The organism is Nonomuraea deserti (assembly GCF_004348685.1).
GTDB classification, from domain to species: Bacteria; Actinomycetota; Actinomycetes; order Streptosporangiales; family Streptosporangiaceae; genus Nonomuraea; species Nonomuraea deserti.
Window position 1 is genome coordinate 46,328 of sequence record NZ_SMKO01000009.1, and the last position, 14,544, is coordinate 60,871.

General features: G+C 71.7%; 13 protein-coding genes. 10 read left to right on the forward strand and 3 right to left on the reverse strand.

Annotated elements, in window-relative coordinates; translation table 11 throughout:
- Positions 1-18: 18 nt before the first annotated feature.
- Genes E1292_RS05950 through E1292_RS05980 form a run of 7 tightly spaced genes read left to right on the forward strand, consistent with a single transcriptional unit; the run spans position 19 to position 9,731 of the window.
- Complete coding sequence (locus E1292_RS05950; RefSeq protein WP_132592812.1) at positions 19-1,515, forward strand: alpha-L-fucosidase; 1,497 nt, start codon at positions 19-21, stop codon at positions 1,513-1,515.
- A 15-nt stretch (positions 1,516-1,530) separates the two neighbouring features.
- The gene (locus E1292_RS05955) at positions 1,531-4,083 is read left to right on the forward strand and encodes a family 78 glycoside hydrolase catalytic domain (RefSeq protein WP_165974405.1); all 2,553 of its coding nucleotides are present in this window, start codon (positions 1,531-1,533) and stop codon (positions 4,081-4,083) included.
- Positions 4,080-5,144 (forward strand): glycoside hydrolase family protein, encoded by a 1,065-nt coding sequence (locus E1292_RS05960; protein WP_132592816.1) that lies wholly within the window; start codon positions 4,080-4,082, stop codon positions 5,142-5,144. The genes E1292_RS05955 and E1292_RS05960 overlap by 4 nt, the downstream gene beginning before the upstream one ends.
- A 10-nt stretch (positions 5,145-5,154) precedes the next feature.
- Positions 5,155-6,522 carry an extracellular solute-binding protein gene (locus E1292_RS05965; protein ID WP_132592818.1) on the forward strand — a complete coding sequence of 456 codons (1,368 nt, stop codon included), beginning with the start codon at positions 5,155-5,157 and terminating at the stop codon, positions 6,520-6,522.
- 1 nt (position 6,523) lies between these two features.
- Positions 6,524-7,414: a carbohydrate ABC transporter permease gene (locus E1292_RS05970; protein WP_132592820.1), complete on the forward strand. Its 891-nt coding sequence runs from the start codon at positions 6,524-6,526 to the stop codon at positions 7,412-7,414.
- Positions 7,414-8,298 (forward strand): carbohydrate ABC transporter permease, encoded by an 885-nt coding sequence (locus tag E1292_RS05975; protein WP_220446679.1) that lies wholly within the window; start codon positions 7,414-7,416, stop codon positions 8,296-8,298. Before E1292_RS05970 ends, E1292_RS05975 begins: the two co-directional genes overlap by 1 nt.
- A 26-nt stretch (positions 8,299-8,324) precedes the next feature.
- On the forward strand, positions 8,325-9,731 hold the full coding sequence (locus E1292_RS05980) for a glycoside hydrolase family 28 protein (RefSeq protein WP_132592822.1): 1,407 nt from the start codon (positions 8,325-8,327) through the stop codon (positions 9,729-9,731).
- 9 nt (positions 9,732-9,740) lie between these two features.
- Here E1292_RS05980 and E1292_RS05985 read toward each other — a convergent pair whose 3' ends face one another.
- Entirely contained in the window at positions 9,741-10,472 is a 732-nt protein-coding gene (locus E1292_RS05985) for a hypothetical protein (RefSeq protein ID WP_132592824.1), read from the reverse strand.
- A gap of 82 nt (positions 10,473-10,554) precedes the next feature.
- Positions 10,555-11,655, reverse strand: a complete 1,101-nt coding sequence (locus tag E1292_RS05990; RefSeq protein WP_281284006.1) for an ArsB/NhaD family transporter — start codon at positions 11,653-11,655, stop codon at positions 10,555-10,557.
- Here E1292_RS05990 and E1292_RS05995 point away from each other — a divergent pair.
- A complete protein-coding gene (locus E1292_RS05995; RefSeq protein WP_246089956.1) occupies positions 11,648-12,298 on the forward strand; it encodes a response regulator in 651 nt (216 codons plus the stop codon). The genes E1292_RS05990 and E1292_RS05995 overlap by 8 nt on opposite strands.
- A 78-nt stretch (positions 12,299-12,376) precedes the next feature.
- Here E1292_RS05995 and E1292_RS06000 read toward each other — a convergent pair whose 3' ends face one another.
- Positions 12,377-13,483 carry an NAD(P)/FAD-dependent oxidoreductase gene (locus tag E1292_RS06000; protein WP_132592828.1) on the reverse strand — a complete coding sequence of 369 codons (1,107 nt, stop codon included), beginning with the start codon at positions 13,481-13,483 and terminating at the stop codon, positions 12,377-12,379.
- 90 nt (positions 13,484-13,573) lie between these two features.
- On the opposite strand from E1292_RS06000, the gene E1292_RS06005 reads away from it, so the two are divergent.
- Together E1292_RS06005 and E1292_RS06010 are read left to right on the forward strand one after the other, a co-directional pair.
- Positions 13,574-13,924, forward strand: coding sequence for a winged helix-turn-helix transcriptional regulator (locus tag E1292_RS06005; protein ID WP_220446680.1), 351 nt, complete (start codon positions 13,574-13,576; stop codon positions 13,922-13,924).
- A gap of 49 nt (positions 13,925-13,973) precedes the next feature.
- Complete coding sequence (locus E1292_RS06010; protein WP_246089957.1) at positions 13,974-14,531, forward strand: hypothetical protein; 558 nt, start codon at positions 13,974-13,976, stop codon at positions 14,529-14,531.
- Positions 14,532-14,544 lie beyond the last annotated feature (13 nt).

Below are 14,544 nucleotides of genomic sequence, written 5' to 3' on the forward strand. Positions count from 1 at the left end.
CCAACCTGTAGGTATCCGGTGAGCGGTTTCCTGCCGGACTGGCAGTCGTTGCGCCGGCACAGCGTGCCCGCGTGGTTCGGTGAGGCGAAGTTCGGCATCTGGTCGCACTGGGGCCCGCAGTCCGTGGCCCGCTCCGGCGACTGGTACGCCCGCCACCTCTACGGCATGCAACCCTGGTCGGAGCCGTGGGAACGGGTGCGCGCGGGCCGCCAGCACGCCCACCACCGCGCCCACTTCGGCGCGGGCGGGGCCAAGGATCTGTTCCACCGGTGGCGCGCCGAGCGCTTCGACCCGGACGAGCTGATCGACCTGTACGTCTCCAGCGGCGCCCGCTACTTCGTCGCCCTGGCCACCCACTGCGACAACTTCGACCTGTGGGACTCCCGTCAGCACGACTGGACCGCCGCCCGCGTCGGCCCCCATCGCGACATCGTCGGCGCGTGGGAGCGGGCGGCCCGCGCGGCGGGGCTGCCCTTCGGCCTCAGCTTCCACCACAACTGGACGTGGCGCTGGCTCGACGTGGCGCACGGGCGCGACCCCGAGACGGGCGAACCGTACGACGGGGCGCTGACCAGGGCCGACGGCGCCGGCACCTGGTGGGACGGCCTCGACCCCGCGACCCTCTACCCGGAGCGGCACGACCCGGGCGCCCGGCCGCCTGCGCACGTCGCCGAGCGCTTCTACGCCCGCGTCGGCGAGGCGCTCGACCGCTACCGTCCTGACCTGGTCTATCTCGACGACGGCCGGCTGCCGTTCGACGCGGGCAGCGTGGTGGAGTCGGAGCCGGTCAGCACGGCCGGGCTGCAGCTGCTGGCCCGGTACTACAACACGTGCCCGACCGGCGGCATCGTGACGATCAAGGACGTGCCGGACGCCGACCGCACCGCGGTGGTGATGGACTGCGAGCGCCGCCAGCTCGACGAGGCCCAGCCCCACCCGTGGCAGTTCGACACCAGCGACGGCGAGTGGTTCGACTGCGCCGACGACGCCCCGATGTTCCATCCGCGCAAGACCCCGCAGCAGATCATCCACCTGCTGGTCGACGTGGTCAGCAAGAACGGCTGCCTGCTGCTGAACGTCCCCCAGCACGCCGACGGCACCGTCGACGCCCGCGCCCGCGCGCTGCTGGCCGAGGTGGGCGGCTGGCTGCGGGTCTGCGGCGAGGGCGTCTACGGCACGACGCCCTGGCTGCGCGCGAGCGAGGGCTCGACGGGATTGGGCGAGGTCAAGGGCTACGAGGGCTACAACGAGGCCGACCGCGCGTACCGGCCGGGCGACATCCGCTTCACCCGCAAGGGCGAGGCCGTGTACGCCACCCTGCTCGCCTGGCCGGACGACCGCACGGCCAGGATCACCAGCCTGGGCACGGCGGCGGGGCTGCTGGAGCGCCGCCCCGCCGCCGTGGAGCTGCTCGGCCACGGTCCCGTCGGCTGGCGGCTGGCCCCCGAGGCCCTCTACGCCGACCTGCCGCCGGAGCCGCCCACCACGGCCGCGTACATGATCAAAATCACCTGAGGAGCCCCTGTCTTGGTGAGCAACCTGCGAACGTGCGACCTGACCGACCCCCTCGGCATCGAGATCACCCGGCCCCCGCTGAGCTGGCAGCTGGCCGGCGGCCTCGTGCAGACCGCCTACCACGTGCAGGCGGGCACCGCGGAGGGCGCGGCCGACCTGTGGGACACCGGCGAGGTCGAGTCCGCCGGGCAGCGCGTGACGTACGGCGGCGCCGAGCCGGCGAGCCGGGCAGTCGTGCACTGGCGGGTGCGGGTCCGCGACTCGGGCGGCGCGTGGTCCGCGTGGAGCCCGGGCGCGCGGTTCGAGACGGGACTTCTGGACGCGGACGACTGGACGGCCTCCTGGATCACCCACCCCGGCTGGCACGACCCGGGCAATCCGCGCGCCGGCGAGGGGCTCCCGCTGCCGCTGCTGGCCGGCGAGTTCACCGCGGCGGGGCCGGTCGCACGGGCCCGGCTGCACGTCGCTGGGCTCGGCGTCTACGTGGCGTCGGTGAACGGCCGGCCGGTGACGGACGCCGTGCTGGAGCCGGCGTACACCGACTTCACCCGGCGGGTGGCGTACGCGACGCACGACGTGACGGCGCTGCTGCGCGAGGGCGCGAACGCCGTCGGGATCGCGCTGGGCCCCGGCATCGCGCACGTGTACCCGCACCAGGACCGCTACATGAAGTTCTACGGCTCCAAGGGCGCGCCGAAGGCGATCGCGCAGCTCGAGGTGGCCTATGCCGACGGGTCGTCGCGCACGTTCGGCACCGGGCCGGACTGGCTGGCCACCGAGGGCCCGACCACGCGCTCGCACTGGTTCGGCGGCGAGGACCACGACGCCCGCCTGTCCGTCGCCGGGTGGGACACGCCGGGCGCCGACCGTTCGGGCTGGCGGCCGGTGACCGTCCCGGACGAGCCGGCCGTCTCGCTGCGCGCGCGCACCTGCCCGCCCATCCGGGTCACGGAGACGCTGCCCGCCGTGGAGAAGCTGGTCGCCAAGGACGGCACGGCGGTGTTCGACGTCGGCACGGTCGTCGCCGGCTGGGCCGAGCTCAGGCTCGACCTCCCGGCCGGGCGCTACCTGCGGCTGCTGCCCGGCGACCAGCTGGACGACTTCGGCCGCGTGATCCAGTCGAAGCCCACGACGGGCGCGCCGATCTTCAACACGTACGTCACCACGGACGGCCCGCAGACCTGGCACCCGAGCTTCCGCTACGACGGCTTCCGCTACGTCGAGGTGCAGGGCCTGCCCGAGCACGTGGGCCCCGAGGCGGTGACGGCGCTGGTGCTGCGCGCCGACAACACGCCCACCGGCGTGTTCGAGACGTCGGACCCGCTGGTCAACGACATCCACAAGATCATCGACCGCGCGGTGCGGGGCAACATGTACAGCGTCCTGACCGACTGCCCGCACCGGGAGAAGCTGGGCTGGCTGGAGCAGACCCACCTGCTCTTCGACGTCGTGGCCTACAACTACGACGTGGCCGCCTACTATCGCGAGCTGCTGGTCACGATGGCCGAGGCGCAGACCGAGGACGGGCTGGTGCCGGACATCGCGCCCGAGTACGTCGTGTTCGACGGCCCCTTCAGGGACGACCCCAACTGGGGCGGCGCGCTGGTGCGCGTGCCGTGGCAGCTCTACCGCTGGTACGGCGACACGTCGGCGATGGATCGGCACTACGACGCGATGCGCCGCTACGTGGACTACCTGACCGGGCGGGCAGAGGACGGCATCCTCGGCCACGGGCTCGGCGACTGGCTCGCTCCCGACCCCGCCACGCCCGTGCCGCTGGTGTCGACGTGGGGCTACTGGCAGGCCGCCCGCACGATGGCGCGCGTCGCCGGCGTGCTCGGCCGCGACGACGACGCCGCACAGTACGGCGCGCTGACGGAGCGGATCTCGGCGGCGTTCACGGGTGCCTTCTCCGGCGAATTCGGCAAGGCCACGCAGGCGTCGGAGGTCCTCGCGCTCGACATGGGCGTCGTGCCCGGCGACCTCGTGCCCCGCGTGCTCGACCAGGTGAGCGAGGCCGTGCGCGGCGGCGGCATCACGGTCGGCGAGGTCGTGCTGCCCGCGCTGTTCCGGGTGCTGTCCCGCGCGGGACGGCACGACGCGCTGTGGGAGTTCGCCGTCTCCACGGGCAACCCGAGCTACGGCTACCAGGTCAGGCACGGGGCCACGGCCCTCACCGAGGCGTGGGACGGTCCGACGCGCGGGCTGTCGCAGAACCACTACATGCTCGGCGCCATCGACTCCTGGTTCTACCGGGGTCTCGGCGGCATCGGGCAGGCGCCCGGCTCGAACGGCTTCCGCCGGCTGCTGATCGAGCCGGCCGCGCCCGGCGACCTGGAGGCGGTGCGGGCGGGCACCGCGACGCCCTACGGGAGGGTCGCGGTGTCGTGGGAGCGGCGCGACGGCGGGTTCGCGCTCGACGTGGAGGTCCCGCCCGGCTCGTCGGCCGAGGTGCGGCTGCCGGACCTCGGCCTGCCCCGGCACACCTCCCCGGACGGCGCCGTCGCGCTCGGCGGCCGCGCCTACGAGGTGCCCGCCGGACGCTGGACGTTCGGGGCGACCCGATGAGCGAGGAGACATGCGGGCCCGCGAGCGGGCCGGCGAGCGGGCCGACCAGCGGGCCGACCAGCGGGCCGGCGAGCGGGTACGACCCGGCGCGCGTCAGGACCCCGCACAAGGCGGGCCGGCTGCTGGTCGAGCCGTCGCGGGAACCCGGCCGCTTCGACAGCCTCTTCGTGGACTGCCCGTTCGTGTGCTCCGACGGCGGCGAGTACCTGATGACGTACGTCGGCTTCGACGGGACCGGCTACCAGACCGCGCTCAGCCGCTCACCGGACCTGGAGTCGTGGAGCCCCGGAGAGGTGATCCTGCCGCGTGACCCGGGCCACCCCCACCGGCGCCACAACGCGGCGCTCACGTCGATCCTGCGCGACAACCGGCTCGGCTCCGCCGGCCAGGTGACCTGGCTGGACGGCCGGGCGCTCGCCACCTACCACGCCTACCCGGAGGCCGGCATGGAGGTGGGCGCCGGCGTCATCGGCTTCCTGGCCAGCGACGACCTGCGGACCTGGAAGGACACCGGCGCGGTGCTGCGCCCGCAGGACGGCGGCGCCTGGGAGCGCGGCGGGCTGTACAAGTCGTGGCTGCTGCGCCACGACGGCCTCTACTACTGCTTCTACAACGCCAAGGACCGCACCTACGGCGGCTGGCGCGAGCAGATCGGCTACGCCGTATCCCCCGACCTCGAACGCTGGGCGCGGCCCGGTCCCGGACCGGTCGTGCCGCACGGCGGCGAGGGAGCCTTCGACGAACGGTTCGCCTCCGACCCGTGCGTGCTGCGCGACGGCGACTGGTGGGTGATGTTCTACTTCGGGCTCTCCTTCGACGGGCACGCCCGCGAGAGCTACGCGGTCTCCCGCGACCTGCGCACCTGGCACAAGAGCGGCGAGATCCTCGTCGACGTGGGCCCGCCCGGGTCGGTGGACGACACGTACGCGCACAAACCCGCGGTCGTCTCGCGGGACGGCCGGCCGTACCACTTCTACACGGCGGTGCGGCGCTGCCCGCCGTACCAGGTCGGCGAGCACACACAGGTGGAGAGGCGGGGCATCTCGATGGCCCGCGGCTAGAGGGAACACGATGAGGATCAGCAGGCGACAGGCGCTCAGAACGATCGGCGGGGCCGCGGGGCTGGCCGCGCTGCCCGGCTGCACCGTCGTGGAGGGTGAGCCGCCCGACAGCACCCAGGGGCTCAGCAAGAAGGCCGCGCCGGGGCGGCGCACGACCATCACGTTCTACAGCCTGTTCGGCGGCGTGGACGGGCAGGGCTGGGTCGACCTGGCCACCCGGTTCGAGGCGGTCCAGGACGAGATCGGGGTCGAGGTGGTCTACGCGCCGACGACCGGCCAGGGCGAGCAGCAGAAGCTGCTGGTGTCCATCGCCGCCGGCGACCCGCCCGACCTCGCGATGGTCATCCCGTTCCAGGTGCCGCAGTGGGCCGAGCTGGGCATCATGACCGACCTGACGGACCTCGCCCGCGGCGCCGGCCTGACGGAGCGGGACTTCCTGCCCGCCGTGTGGCAGGGCATGCGGTGGAAGGACCGCGTCTGGCAGCTCCAGTGGGACGTCGACCCGAACTTTCCCTTCTACTGGAACAAGCAGCTGTTCGCCGAGTGCGGTCTCGACCCCGGACGGCCGCCGCGCACGATCACCGAGGTCGACGAGCTGTCCGCGGAGATCACCCAGGTCGGCAGGCAGGGCGCGTCCCGCGTCGGCACCGTGCCCTGGCAGGTGGCCGGCTTCGCCAACGCCGCCTTCACCTGGGGCTTCGCCTTCGGCGGGACGTTCGTGGACCCGGAGACGGGCCAGGTGACGCCCGACGACGAGCACGTGGTCGCGGCGGTCGACTGGATGGCCGGGTACGCCAGGTCGCTGGGCGGCGCCGACCGGCTCAACGTCGCGCCGCCGACCCTGCAGATGAACCCCTTCGGCTACGGCGCCATGGGCATGGCCGCGCTCGGGCCGCGCAGCGTCAAGCAGATCCTGGAGGCCAGGCCGGACTTCTCGTACGGCTCGACGCTGCTGCCGTACCAGCCGCCGGGCGCCGACAGGCCCGGGGCGGGAACGTGGATCGGCGGGTGGGGCGCCTTCATCCCGTCGGAGGCGAAGCACCCCGAGGCGGCGTGGGAGTTCCTGCGGTGGTTCGCCGCCACGCCGGAGGGGACGCTGGCCGAGTTCGAGACCGTGAACTACCCGCCCGGCTACCTCAAGTCACCGGCGATGGAGCGGATGCGGTCCGACGGGATCCTGCGGCCGTCGTACGACGCGATGCTGGCCGCGACCAACATCAAGCCGTCGCTGCCGGAGACCAACTACTTCAGCCAGCAACTGGAGATTCACGTGGCGCGCGCGGTCTACGGCGAGGTGTCCGCGCGCGAGGCCATGCGGGTGGTCAAGGAGAACACCCGCAGGGAGGCCGAACGGTTCAAGAACCAGATGGGACTGTGACATGCGCTCACGGAAGCGGCGCCGCGACCTCATGTGGGGGCTGGTGTTCACCTCGCCCGCGATCATCGGGCTGCTGTGGTTCACCGCCTACCCCGTTCTCGCCTCGCTCTACTACAGCTTCACGTCGTACACGATGGTCGGCCCCCCGAAGTGGATCGGCTGGGCGAACTACGCGGACCTGCTGACCGACCAGGTGTGGTGGTCGTCGTTGTGGAACACGGTCTACATCGTCGTCTGGTCGGTGCCGCTCGGGATCGTGGCCGCGCTCGGGCTGGCCCTGCTGCTGAACATGGGCGTGGGCGGCAGGTCGGTCTACCGCACGGTGTTCTACCTGCCGACGATCGTGCCCGCGGTCGCCTCCGCCGTGTTGTGGATGTACATCTTCGACCCGCAGTACGGGCTGCTGAACGACGCGCTCGCCAAGGTCGGCGTCGCCGGGCCCGGCTGGCTGTCCGACCCCGGCTGGGCCAAGCCGGCGTTGATCGTGATGAGCGCGTGGGGGGTCGGCAACCTGATGGTCATCATGCTGGCCGGGCTCCAGGAGGTGCCGGCCACGCTGCAGGAGCAGGCGTCCACCGACGGGGCGGGCGTGTTGTCCAGGTTCCGGCACGTCACGCTGCCCTACGTCAGCCCGCACATGTTGTTCGCCCTCGTGACCGGGCTGATCGGCGGGTTCCAGTTCTTCACGCCGGTCTTCGTCATGACCGGCGGCACGGGCAACCCCGCGGGCTCGACCCTGGTGTCGGGCCTGTACCTGTACCAGAACGCGTTCCAGTACTTCAAGGTCGGCTACGCGTCGGCGATCGCCTGGATGCTCTTCGCGCTCGTCGCCGCCATCACCGTCGCCACGTTCCGGCTGGTGGGCCGCCGCGTCTACTACGGAGGCCGGTGATGGGCACCCTGACCATGGCCCCGGCGGCTGAGCGGGACGCCGGGCGGCTGCGGCGCAACTGGCGGCGGCTGATGCGGGTGATGGCCGCGCACGCGGTGCTGATCACGCTCTCGATCGTCTTCCTGCTGCCGTTCGTGTGGATGGTGACGACCTCGCTGAAGACCGTCGACGTGCTGAACGCCTTCCCCGTCGTCTGGTTCCCCGAGAAGATCACCTTCTCGAACTACCTGGACGGACTGCAGGTCTTCCCGTTCGCCCGCTATTTCGTCAACACGATGGTCATCTGCGCGCTGTCGATGCTCGGCGCGGTGTTGTCGAGCTCGTTCATCGCGTACGGGCTCGCGTGCATCGAGTGGCCCGGCCGCAACGTCGTCTTCGTGGCGCTGCTGGCCACCATGATGATCCCGTTCTACGTGACGATGGTGCCGCTGTTCTCGTTGTTCAGGGAGATGGGCTGGACGAACACGTACCTGCCGCTCATCGTGCCGCACTTCTTCGGCGGGCCGTTCTTCGTGTTCCTGCTGCGGCAGTTCTTCCGCGGAATCCCGAAGGACCTGCTGGACGCGGCCCGCGTGGACGGCGCGGGCGAGTTGCGGATCTACGCGCGGATCGTGCTGCCGCTGGCCAAGCCGGCGCTGTCCGCGGTCGCGCTGTTCCAGTTCCTGGCGGCGTGGGGCGATCTGCTGGGGCCGCTGATCTACCTGTCCGACTCCGACATGTACACGCTGTCGCTCGGGCTGACCTACTACTCGACCCAGTACAGCACCCAGTTCGGGCCGTTGATGGCGGCCAGCACCGTGATCCTCGTCCCGGTCATCGTGCTGTTCTTCTTCGCCCAGCGCACGTTCATCCAGGGCATCACGCTGACCGGGGTAAAAGGCTGACCCCCTATCGCAGACGGAGGAATTCGATGGACCAGTTACGCAGAAGGTTGCTGGCCGGCGCCGTGGGCGGCCTGCTGGCCGCCGGGGTGGCCGGCCGTGCGGACGCCGCCCTGGCCACCGGCGCCGTCACCGACCCCGCCGCCGCGGCGTGGAGCCGGGTGCCGCGGATCAGGCGGCGCATCAGGCCGCCGCGCTTCCCCCGCCGCACCTTCCCGATCACCGACCACGGGGCCGCCGGTGACGGGGACACCATGTGCACCCAGGCCTTCCGTGACGCGATCGCGGCCTGCTCGGCGGCGGGCGGCGGGCGCGTTCTGGTGCCTGGGGGCACGTACCTGACGGGCGCGATCCACCTGGCCGACGACGTCGAGCTGCACCTGGAGGCGGGCGCCACGATCAGGTTCAGCCGCGACCCCGCCGACTACCTGCCCGTCGTGTACACCCGGTACGAGGGCATCGAGCTGATGAACTACTCCCCGTTCATCTACGCCCACGGCAGGACCAACGTCGCGATCACCGGCGACGGCGTCATCGACGGTCAGGCCGACGCCGAGCACTGGTGGGACTGGTCGAGCGACCCGCCCCCCACGGAGGGTCCGGACAAGAAGCTGCTCGCGAGCATGGCCGAGGAGGGCGTGCCGGTCGCGGAGCGGGTGTTCGGCGAGGGCCACCACCTGCGGCCGAACCTGATCCAGCTCTACCGGTGCCGCAACGTGCTCATCGAGGGCGTCACCGTCAAGGACTCCCCCATGTGGAACATCCACCCGGTCCTGTGCACGAACGTGACAGTCCGCGGGGTCACCGTGGACAGCCCGCACGGCCCGAACAACGACGGCTGCGACCCCGAGTCCTGCGTGGACGTGCTCATCGAGCGGTGCGAGTTCAACACGGGCGACGACTGCGTGGCGATCAAGGCGGGCAAGAACGCCGACGGCCGCCGGGTGAACGCGCCGTCCACGAACGTGCTCGTGGACTCGTGCGTGATGCGCGACGGCAACGGCGGGGTGACCATCGGCAGCGAGACCACCGGCGGCGTGAGCTGGGTGTTCGCGTGGAACTGCACGATGAGCAGCGCGCGCCTGGAGCGGGCGGTGCGCGTCAAGACCAACCCCGAGCGCGGCGGGTACGTCAGGGACGTCTACTTCAGGGACATCACCGTGGGGCAGGCGGCCGACGCGGTCATCGAGGTGGCGCTCAACTACGAGAACAAGCACACCGGCCCCTACTTTCCCGACGTCGGGCGGATCGACATCCGGCGGCTGCGGGCCGGGCGGGCGCCCAGGGCGTTCTCCCTCATCGGCAACCCGGGCAACCCGATCAGGGGCATGCGGGTGACGAACAGCGTGTTCGAGGAGATGGCGGAGGACGACGTGGTGACCGACGTGAGGGGCCTGGTGCTGCGCAACGTATGGGTCAACGGCCGGCGCGTCTAGCGACGGGCCTCATGGGCGGGGTGCCGCCCATGAGGCCCGCGGCCCGGCGATCCGGGCGGAGCCCGTCCCGAGGCCGGGCCCGGCGGCGGGCGGGGCTCCGAGCCCGGTGGAGGGACCGGTGGAGGGGCCCGTGGACAGGCCCGTGGAGGGGCCGCGGCCGAGGAGCAGCACGCCGAGCCAGATGAGCGCCATGCCCACCGCCACCAGCGCCGAGTCGCGGCCCGTCTGGAACGTCGCCACCGCCATCACGGCCACCCCGACGACGGTGACGCCGGCGCCGACGGGGGTGACCCGGCGCAGCGCGGCCAGGATGACGGCCAGTGCCACGAGGGCGGCGAAGAACAGCTGCGCCCCCGCCGAGTAGACCAGCACCTCAACCCCCGGATAGCCTTTCACCTGCTCGAAGACCGCCCGCATGGCCGCTTCGTCGGCGGCGTTGAAGCCGGCGTACAGGTCGATGGCCAGCTGGACGACGTTGGCGGCGACACCGAGCAGGGCCGCCGCCACGGCCACGTCCACCGCCGCGCGCCGTCCGCCCGTCACGGGCCCGGCCACGCCGCGCAGGGCCAGCGTCATGACGCCGAACATCGCGAAGCCGGCCAGCCAGACCACGTGAGCGGCCGTCCACCAGGGGCCTGGCACGAGGTCGCCGTCGATGGGACGCATGAGGAGCCAGCCGCCGAGCAGCGCGGCCGGCCCGGCGGTGAAGGACGCCTGGGCCAGGCGGTTCGCAGGGTTCATGGGATCACGATGCCCCTTCGCGCCTGGCCGGCCCATCGGTGATCGTCCCTGATTTCACCCTGGCCCGTCCTCAGGGGCGGCGTCAGGTGAAGTAGCGCAGCCAGACGTACAGCCAGGCCATCGCCGTGCTGAGGACGGTGACGACGATGCCGTACCGGGTGAACTGCCAGAAGCTGATCTTGTGTCCGGTGCGGGCCGCGATGCCGATGGCGACCACGTTGGCGCTGGCGGCGACCGCGGTGCCGTTGCCGCCGAAGTCGGCGCCCAGGGCGAACGCCCACCACAGGGCCTGGCCGGTCTGCGGGTCGGGCACCTGCGCGACGACGCCCTCCACGATGGGGGCCATCGTGGCGACGTACGGGATGTTGTCGAAGAACGCGCCCAGCGCGCTGGAGCCGAACAGCAGCGAGGTGGCGGCGAGGAAGTAGTTGTCGCCCAGCACGTCCACGGCCCAGGTGCCGATCGCCTCGATCACGCCGGTGTGGACCAGGCCCGCGACCATGACGAACAGTCCCATGAAGAACACCAGCGTGGGCCACTCGACCTCGCTCAGCACGTCGTGCACGTTCGAGCGGGACACCAGCAGCATCACCCCGGCGCCCACCAGGGCGACGATCGACGGATCGACGTGCACCACGGCGTGCAGCCCGAACGCGACGACGACGGCGGCCAGCACCGCCAGGCACCGGGCGAGCAGCCGCGGGTCGGTGATGGCCCGCCGCTCCTGGAGCGCCATCACCGCGGCGACGTGCTCCTCGTTGTACTGGAACGAGTTGCGGAACAGCACCCGGGTGAACAACACGAACACCACGAAGACGATCACCACGATGGGCGCCATGTGCATGACGAAGTCGTTGAAGGTCAGGCCGGCGCGGCTGCCGATGATGATGTTGGGCGGGTCGCCTATGAGCGTCGCCGCGCCGCCGATGTTGGAGGCGAGGACCTCGGCGATGAGGTACGGCTGCGCGGGAATGTGCAGCCGGTTGCACACGACCACGGTGACCGGCGCGACCAGCATGATCGTGGTGATGTTGTCCAGGAAGGGCGAGGCCACCGCGGTGATGATCATCAGCATGACCATCAGGCGGCGCCCGGCTGGACATCGACTCCCCGCCAGGCGAGGGCACGTGCGTGAGCCTGGTCGTCCCGGACATCGCGAATCGGAGCCTCCACCCGTGAACAAGACCCGTATCCTGCTGGCCGACGACCACTCCCTGGTCCGTCAGGGGTTGCGGCTGATCCTCAACGCCGAGCCCGACCTGGAGGTGGTCGCCGAGGCGGCCGACGGCGCCGAAGCCGTCGCCGCGGCCTCGGACGACGCGGTCGACCTGGCCATCCTCGACATCGCGATGCCGCGTATGACGGGCCTGCAGGCGGCCCGCGAGATCTCCAGGCGCGCGCCCGGCATCCGCATCCTGATCCTCTCGATGTACGACAACGAGCAGTACTTCTTCGAGGCGCTCAAGGTCGGCGCCTCGGGCTACGTGCTCAAGTCGGCCGCCGACCAGGACCTCCTGGAGGCCTGCCGGGCCACGATGCGCGGCGAGCCGTTCCTCTACCCCGGCGCGGTCACCGCGCTGATCCGCGACTACCTGCAGCGTGACCGCGAGGGCGAGCGCATGCCCGAGAGCATCCTGACGCCCAGGGAGGAGGAGATCGTCAAGCTGATCGCCGAGGGCAACTCGGCGAAGGACATCGCCGAGACGCTGGTCATCAGCGTGAAGACCGTCGACCGGCACCGCGCGAACATCCTGCAGAAGCTCGGCATGCGCGACCGGCTCGAACTGACCCGCTACGCCATCAGGTCCGGCCTGGTCGAGCCGTGACCCCCGCCCGTGCGGGCGGAGGTCACGGCCCAGCGCGGAGTGGCGGCTCCGGGCGGGAGGCGAGACGTCAGGAGCCGGTCAGGCCCCTGGGGCGTCGAAGAGCGCGTTGGACCGCTCGACCAGCATGGTGCGCCCCTTGATCTCGGAGGCCGTCTCGGGGCCGACGATGCCGTCCTGCCCGGGCAGCTGCCCGGCGCCGCCCTCGGGCCCGAGCGGGACGAGGATCACGGTCGGCTGCTTCTCGTAGGCGGCCGCCTCACCCTCACCGGTGATCGCCGTACGGAGGTTCGCCGCGAGGAGTTCGCCCTGGGCGCCGGCGAATGCGGCCATGTCGCGGTCGGCGTCGGAGATGTCGCCGATCGCGAAGACCCGTTCGTGGCCCTGGACGCGCAGGTGCTCGTCCACCCGCACATATCCGCGCTCGTCACGGGCGAGCGCGAGTGAGCCGCGCAGGTAGTCCGTGCGCGGCGTCGCGCCGAAGCAGCGGAACCAGATGTCGGCGGTCATCTTCTCCCCCGCCTCCGTGGCGATCGCGACGGGCGCGGCGGTGGCGGGGGGCGCACCCGGGAGCTCGCGGAGCTTGCTGCCGAGCTTGAGCTCGATGCCTAGCGCGTCCAGCTGCCTGCGCAGCTCGTCGCGGAGCTCCTGGCCGAACGGGCCCGGCAGGATGTCGGGCGCCGCGTCGGCGAGGGTCACGTGCTTGCGGGGGAAGAACGCCTTGATCTCACCGGCGAGTTCGAGGCCGGCGGGGCCGGCGCCGATCAGCAGCACGCGCTCGGCGCTCCGCAGGGCCTCGTGCGCGTCCCGCACCCGGGCCTTGGCCGTCTCCGTGTCGGGCTCGTCCATCTTGGCGGGGAACGGGTAGGCCGTGCCCGTCGCGAGGACCAGGTAGTCGGGCTCAAGGGTGCGGCCCGAGGCGAGCGTCACCCGGCGGCCGTCCGCCGCCACGGCGCGATCACGCAGGTATCGCCCGTGGACCAGCAGGCGGCTGTAGGGCAGGAAGATCTGGTCCAGCCACTGCGGCTCGACCAGCGCCCGCCATGACGCGACGTTGTGCACGAACGACTCCGACGGGTCCACCAGGGATACGTCGGCCACGTCGTCGAGCAGCTTGGCCACCTTGTGGCCGCCGTAACCACCGCCGAGGACCACGACGCTCGGGCGCGTGACGGCACTCTCCACCATGACATCTCCTTGCTAGGAATCGAAGTGTGGCTACATTATTCATACTCGCTAGGAAAATCAAAGCGGCACGGGATGCGCTAGTTTGGAGGCATGGCGACGGCATCTCCGCATGACATGCACGAGTGCGTCCGCAGCGACGCCGCGCTGACCCGCGCGTTCCGGATCCTGGGCAAGCGCTGGAGCGCCGTCGTGCTCGGGAGCCTGCGCAGCGGCCCCGCCGGGTTCCGCGAGCTGTCACGGGCGATCGACGGGCTCAGCGACTCCGTCCTCTCCGACCGGCTGTCCGAGCTGACCAAGGAGGGCCTGATCGCGCGCACCGTCGACGAGGGCCCGCCCGTCGCGGTCTCCTACGAGCTGACCGAGAGCGGCAAGGCGCTCATGCCCGCCCTGCACCAGATCTCCGAGTGGGCCGAGGAGCACCTGCTGTCCGAGGGCTGCTAGCCTCCGCGCGCGGCGGGTACGGTGAGCGGAGAGCCCCCAGGACACCTGCGTGAGGAAGTGGTTCGCCGTGCTCTACCTCTTCGGCTTCGATCGGATCGGCGTGGCCGTCAGCGACATCTACTTCGTCGATCCCAACCCCATGAAAGGCCAGGAGGGAGCCGAGCACGGCGTGCGCCTGGAGCTGCGCAGGCTGGAGCCGGCCGAGCTGAAGGGGTCGATCTACTCCGCCAGGCCCATCACCATCGACCGGCCGATCTGGCGGGTCGACCTGCTGGAGTCGGTCGACGGCAGGCCCGGCAGCTTCGACCGCACCCACCACCACCCCGGCACCAGCGGGTGGGAGCCCGGGCAGCGGGTGTTCGACCGGCAGCTGTCCGCCGACCCGCTGGCGTGGCTGGCCGAACGCCTCGCCGACCTCGAAGACGTCCTCGACCGGGCCGGCGCCGACCGTGACGAGGCGAGCCCCGCCGACGTGGCCGGGCTGCGCGAGCGCGCGCCGGAGATCGTGGAGACGGTCGGCCGGATGCTCGACGGCGTGCGCGCCGGCCGGCTCGGCACCCCGCCCGGCGCGGAACCGGCGACCAGCGTACGCGCCAGCTGGCTGTAGGAAGGAAGCGCGC

What these genes read in the sequence shown, in the direction of transcription:
- E1292_RS05965 (WP_132592818.1), top strand. Translation starts at nt 5,155, where the DNA reads ATGAGGATCAGCAGGCGACAGGCGCTCAGAACGATCGGCGGGGCCGCG.
- E1292_RS05975 (WP_220446679.1), top strand. Translation starts at nt 7,414, where the DNA reads ATGGGCACCCTGACCATGGCCCCGGCGGCTGAGCGGGACGCCGGGCGG.
- E1292_RS06000 (WP_132592828.1), bottom strand. Translation starts at nt 13,483, where the DNA reads ATGGTGGAGAGTGCCGTCACGCGCCCGAGCGTCGTGGTCCTCGGCGGT.
- E1292_RS06005 (WP_220446680.1), top strand. Translation starts at nt 13,574, where the DNA reads ATGGCGACGGCATCTCCGCATGACATGCACGAGTGCGTCCGCAGCGAC.
- E1292_RS05980 (WP_132592822.1), top strand. Translation starts at nt 8,325, where the DNA reads ATGGACCAGTTACGCAGAAGGTTGCTGGCCGGCGCCGTGGGCGGCCTG.
- E1292_RS05960 (WP_132592816.1), top strand. Translation starts at nt 4,080, where the DNA reads ATGAGCGAGGAGACATGCGGGCCCGCGAGCGGGCCGGCGAGCGGGCCG.
- E1292_RS05970 (WP_132592820.1), top strand. Translation starts at nt 6,524, where the DNA reads ATGCGCTCACGGAAGCGGCGCCGCGACCTCATGTGGGGGCTGGTGTTC.
- E1292_RS05985 (WP_132592824.1), bottom strand. Translation starts at nt 10,472, where the DNA reads ATGAACCCTGCGAACCGCCTGGCCCAGGCGTCCTTCACCGCCGGGCCG.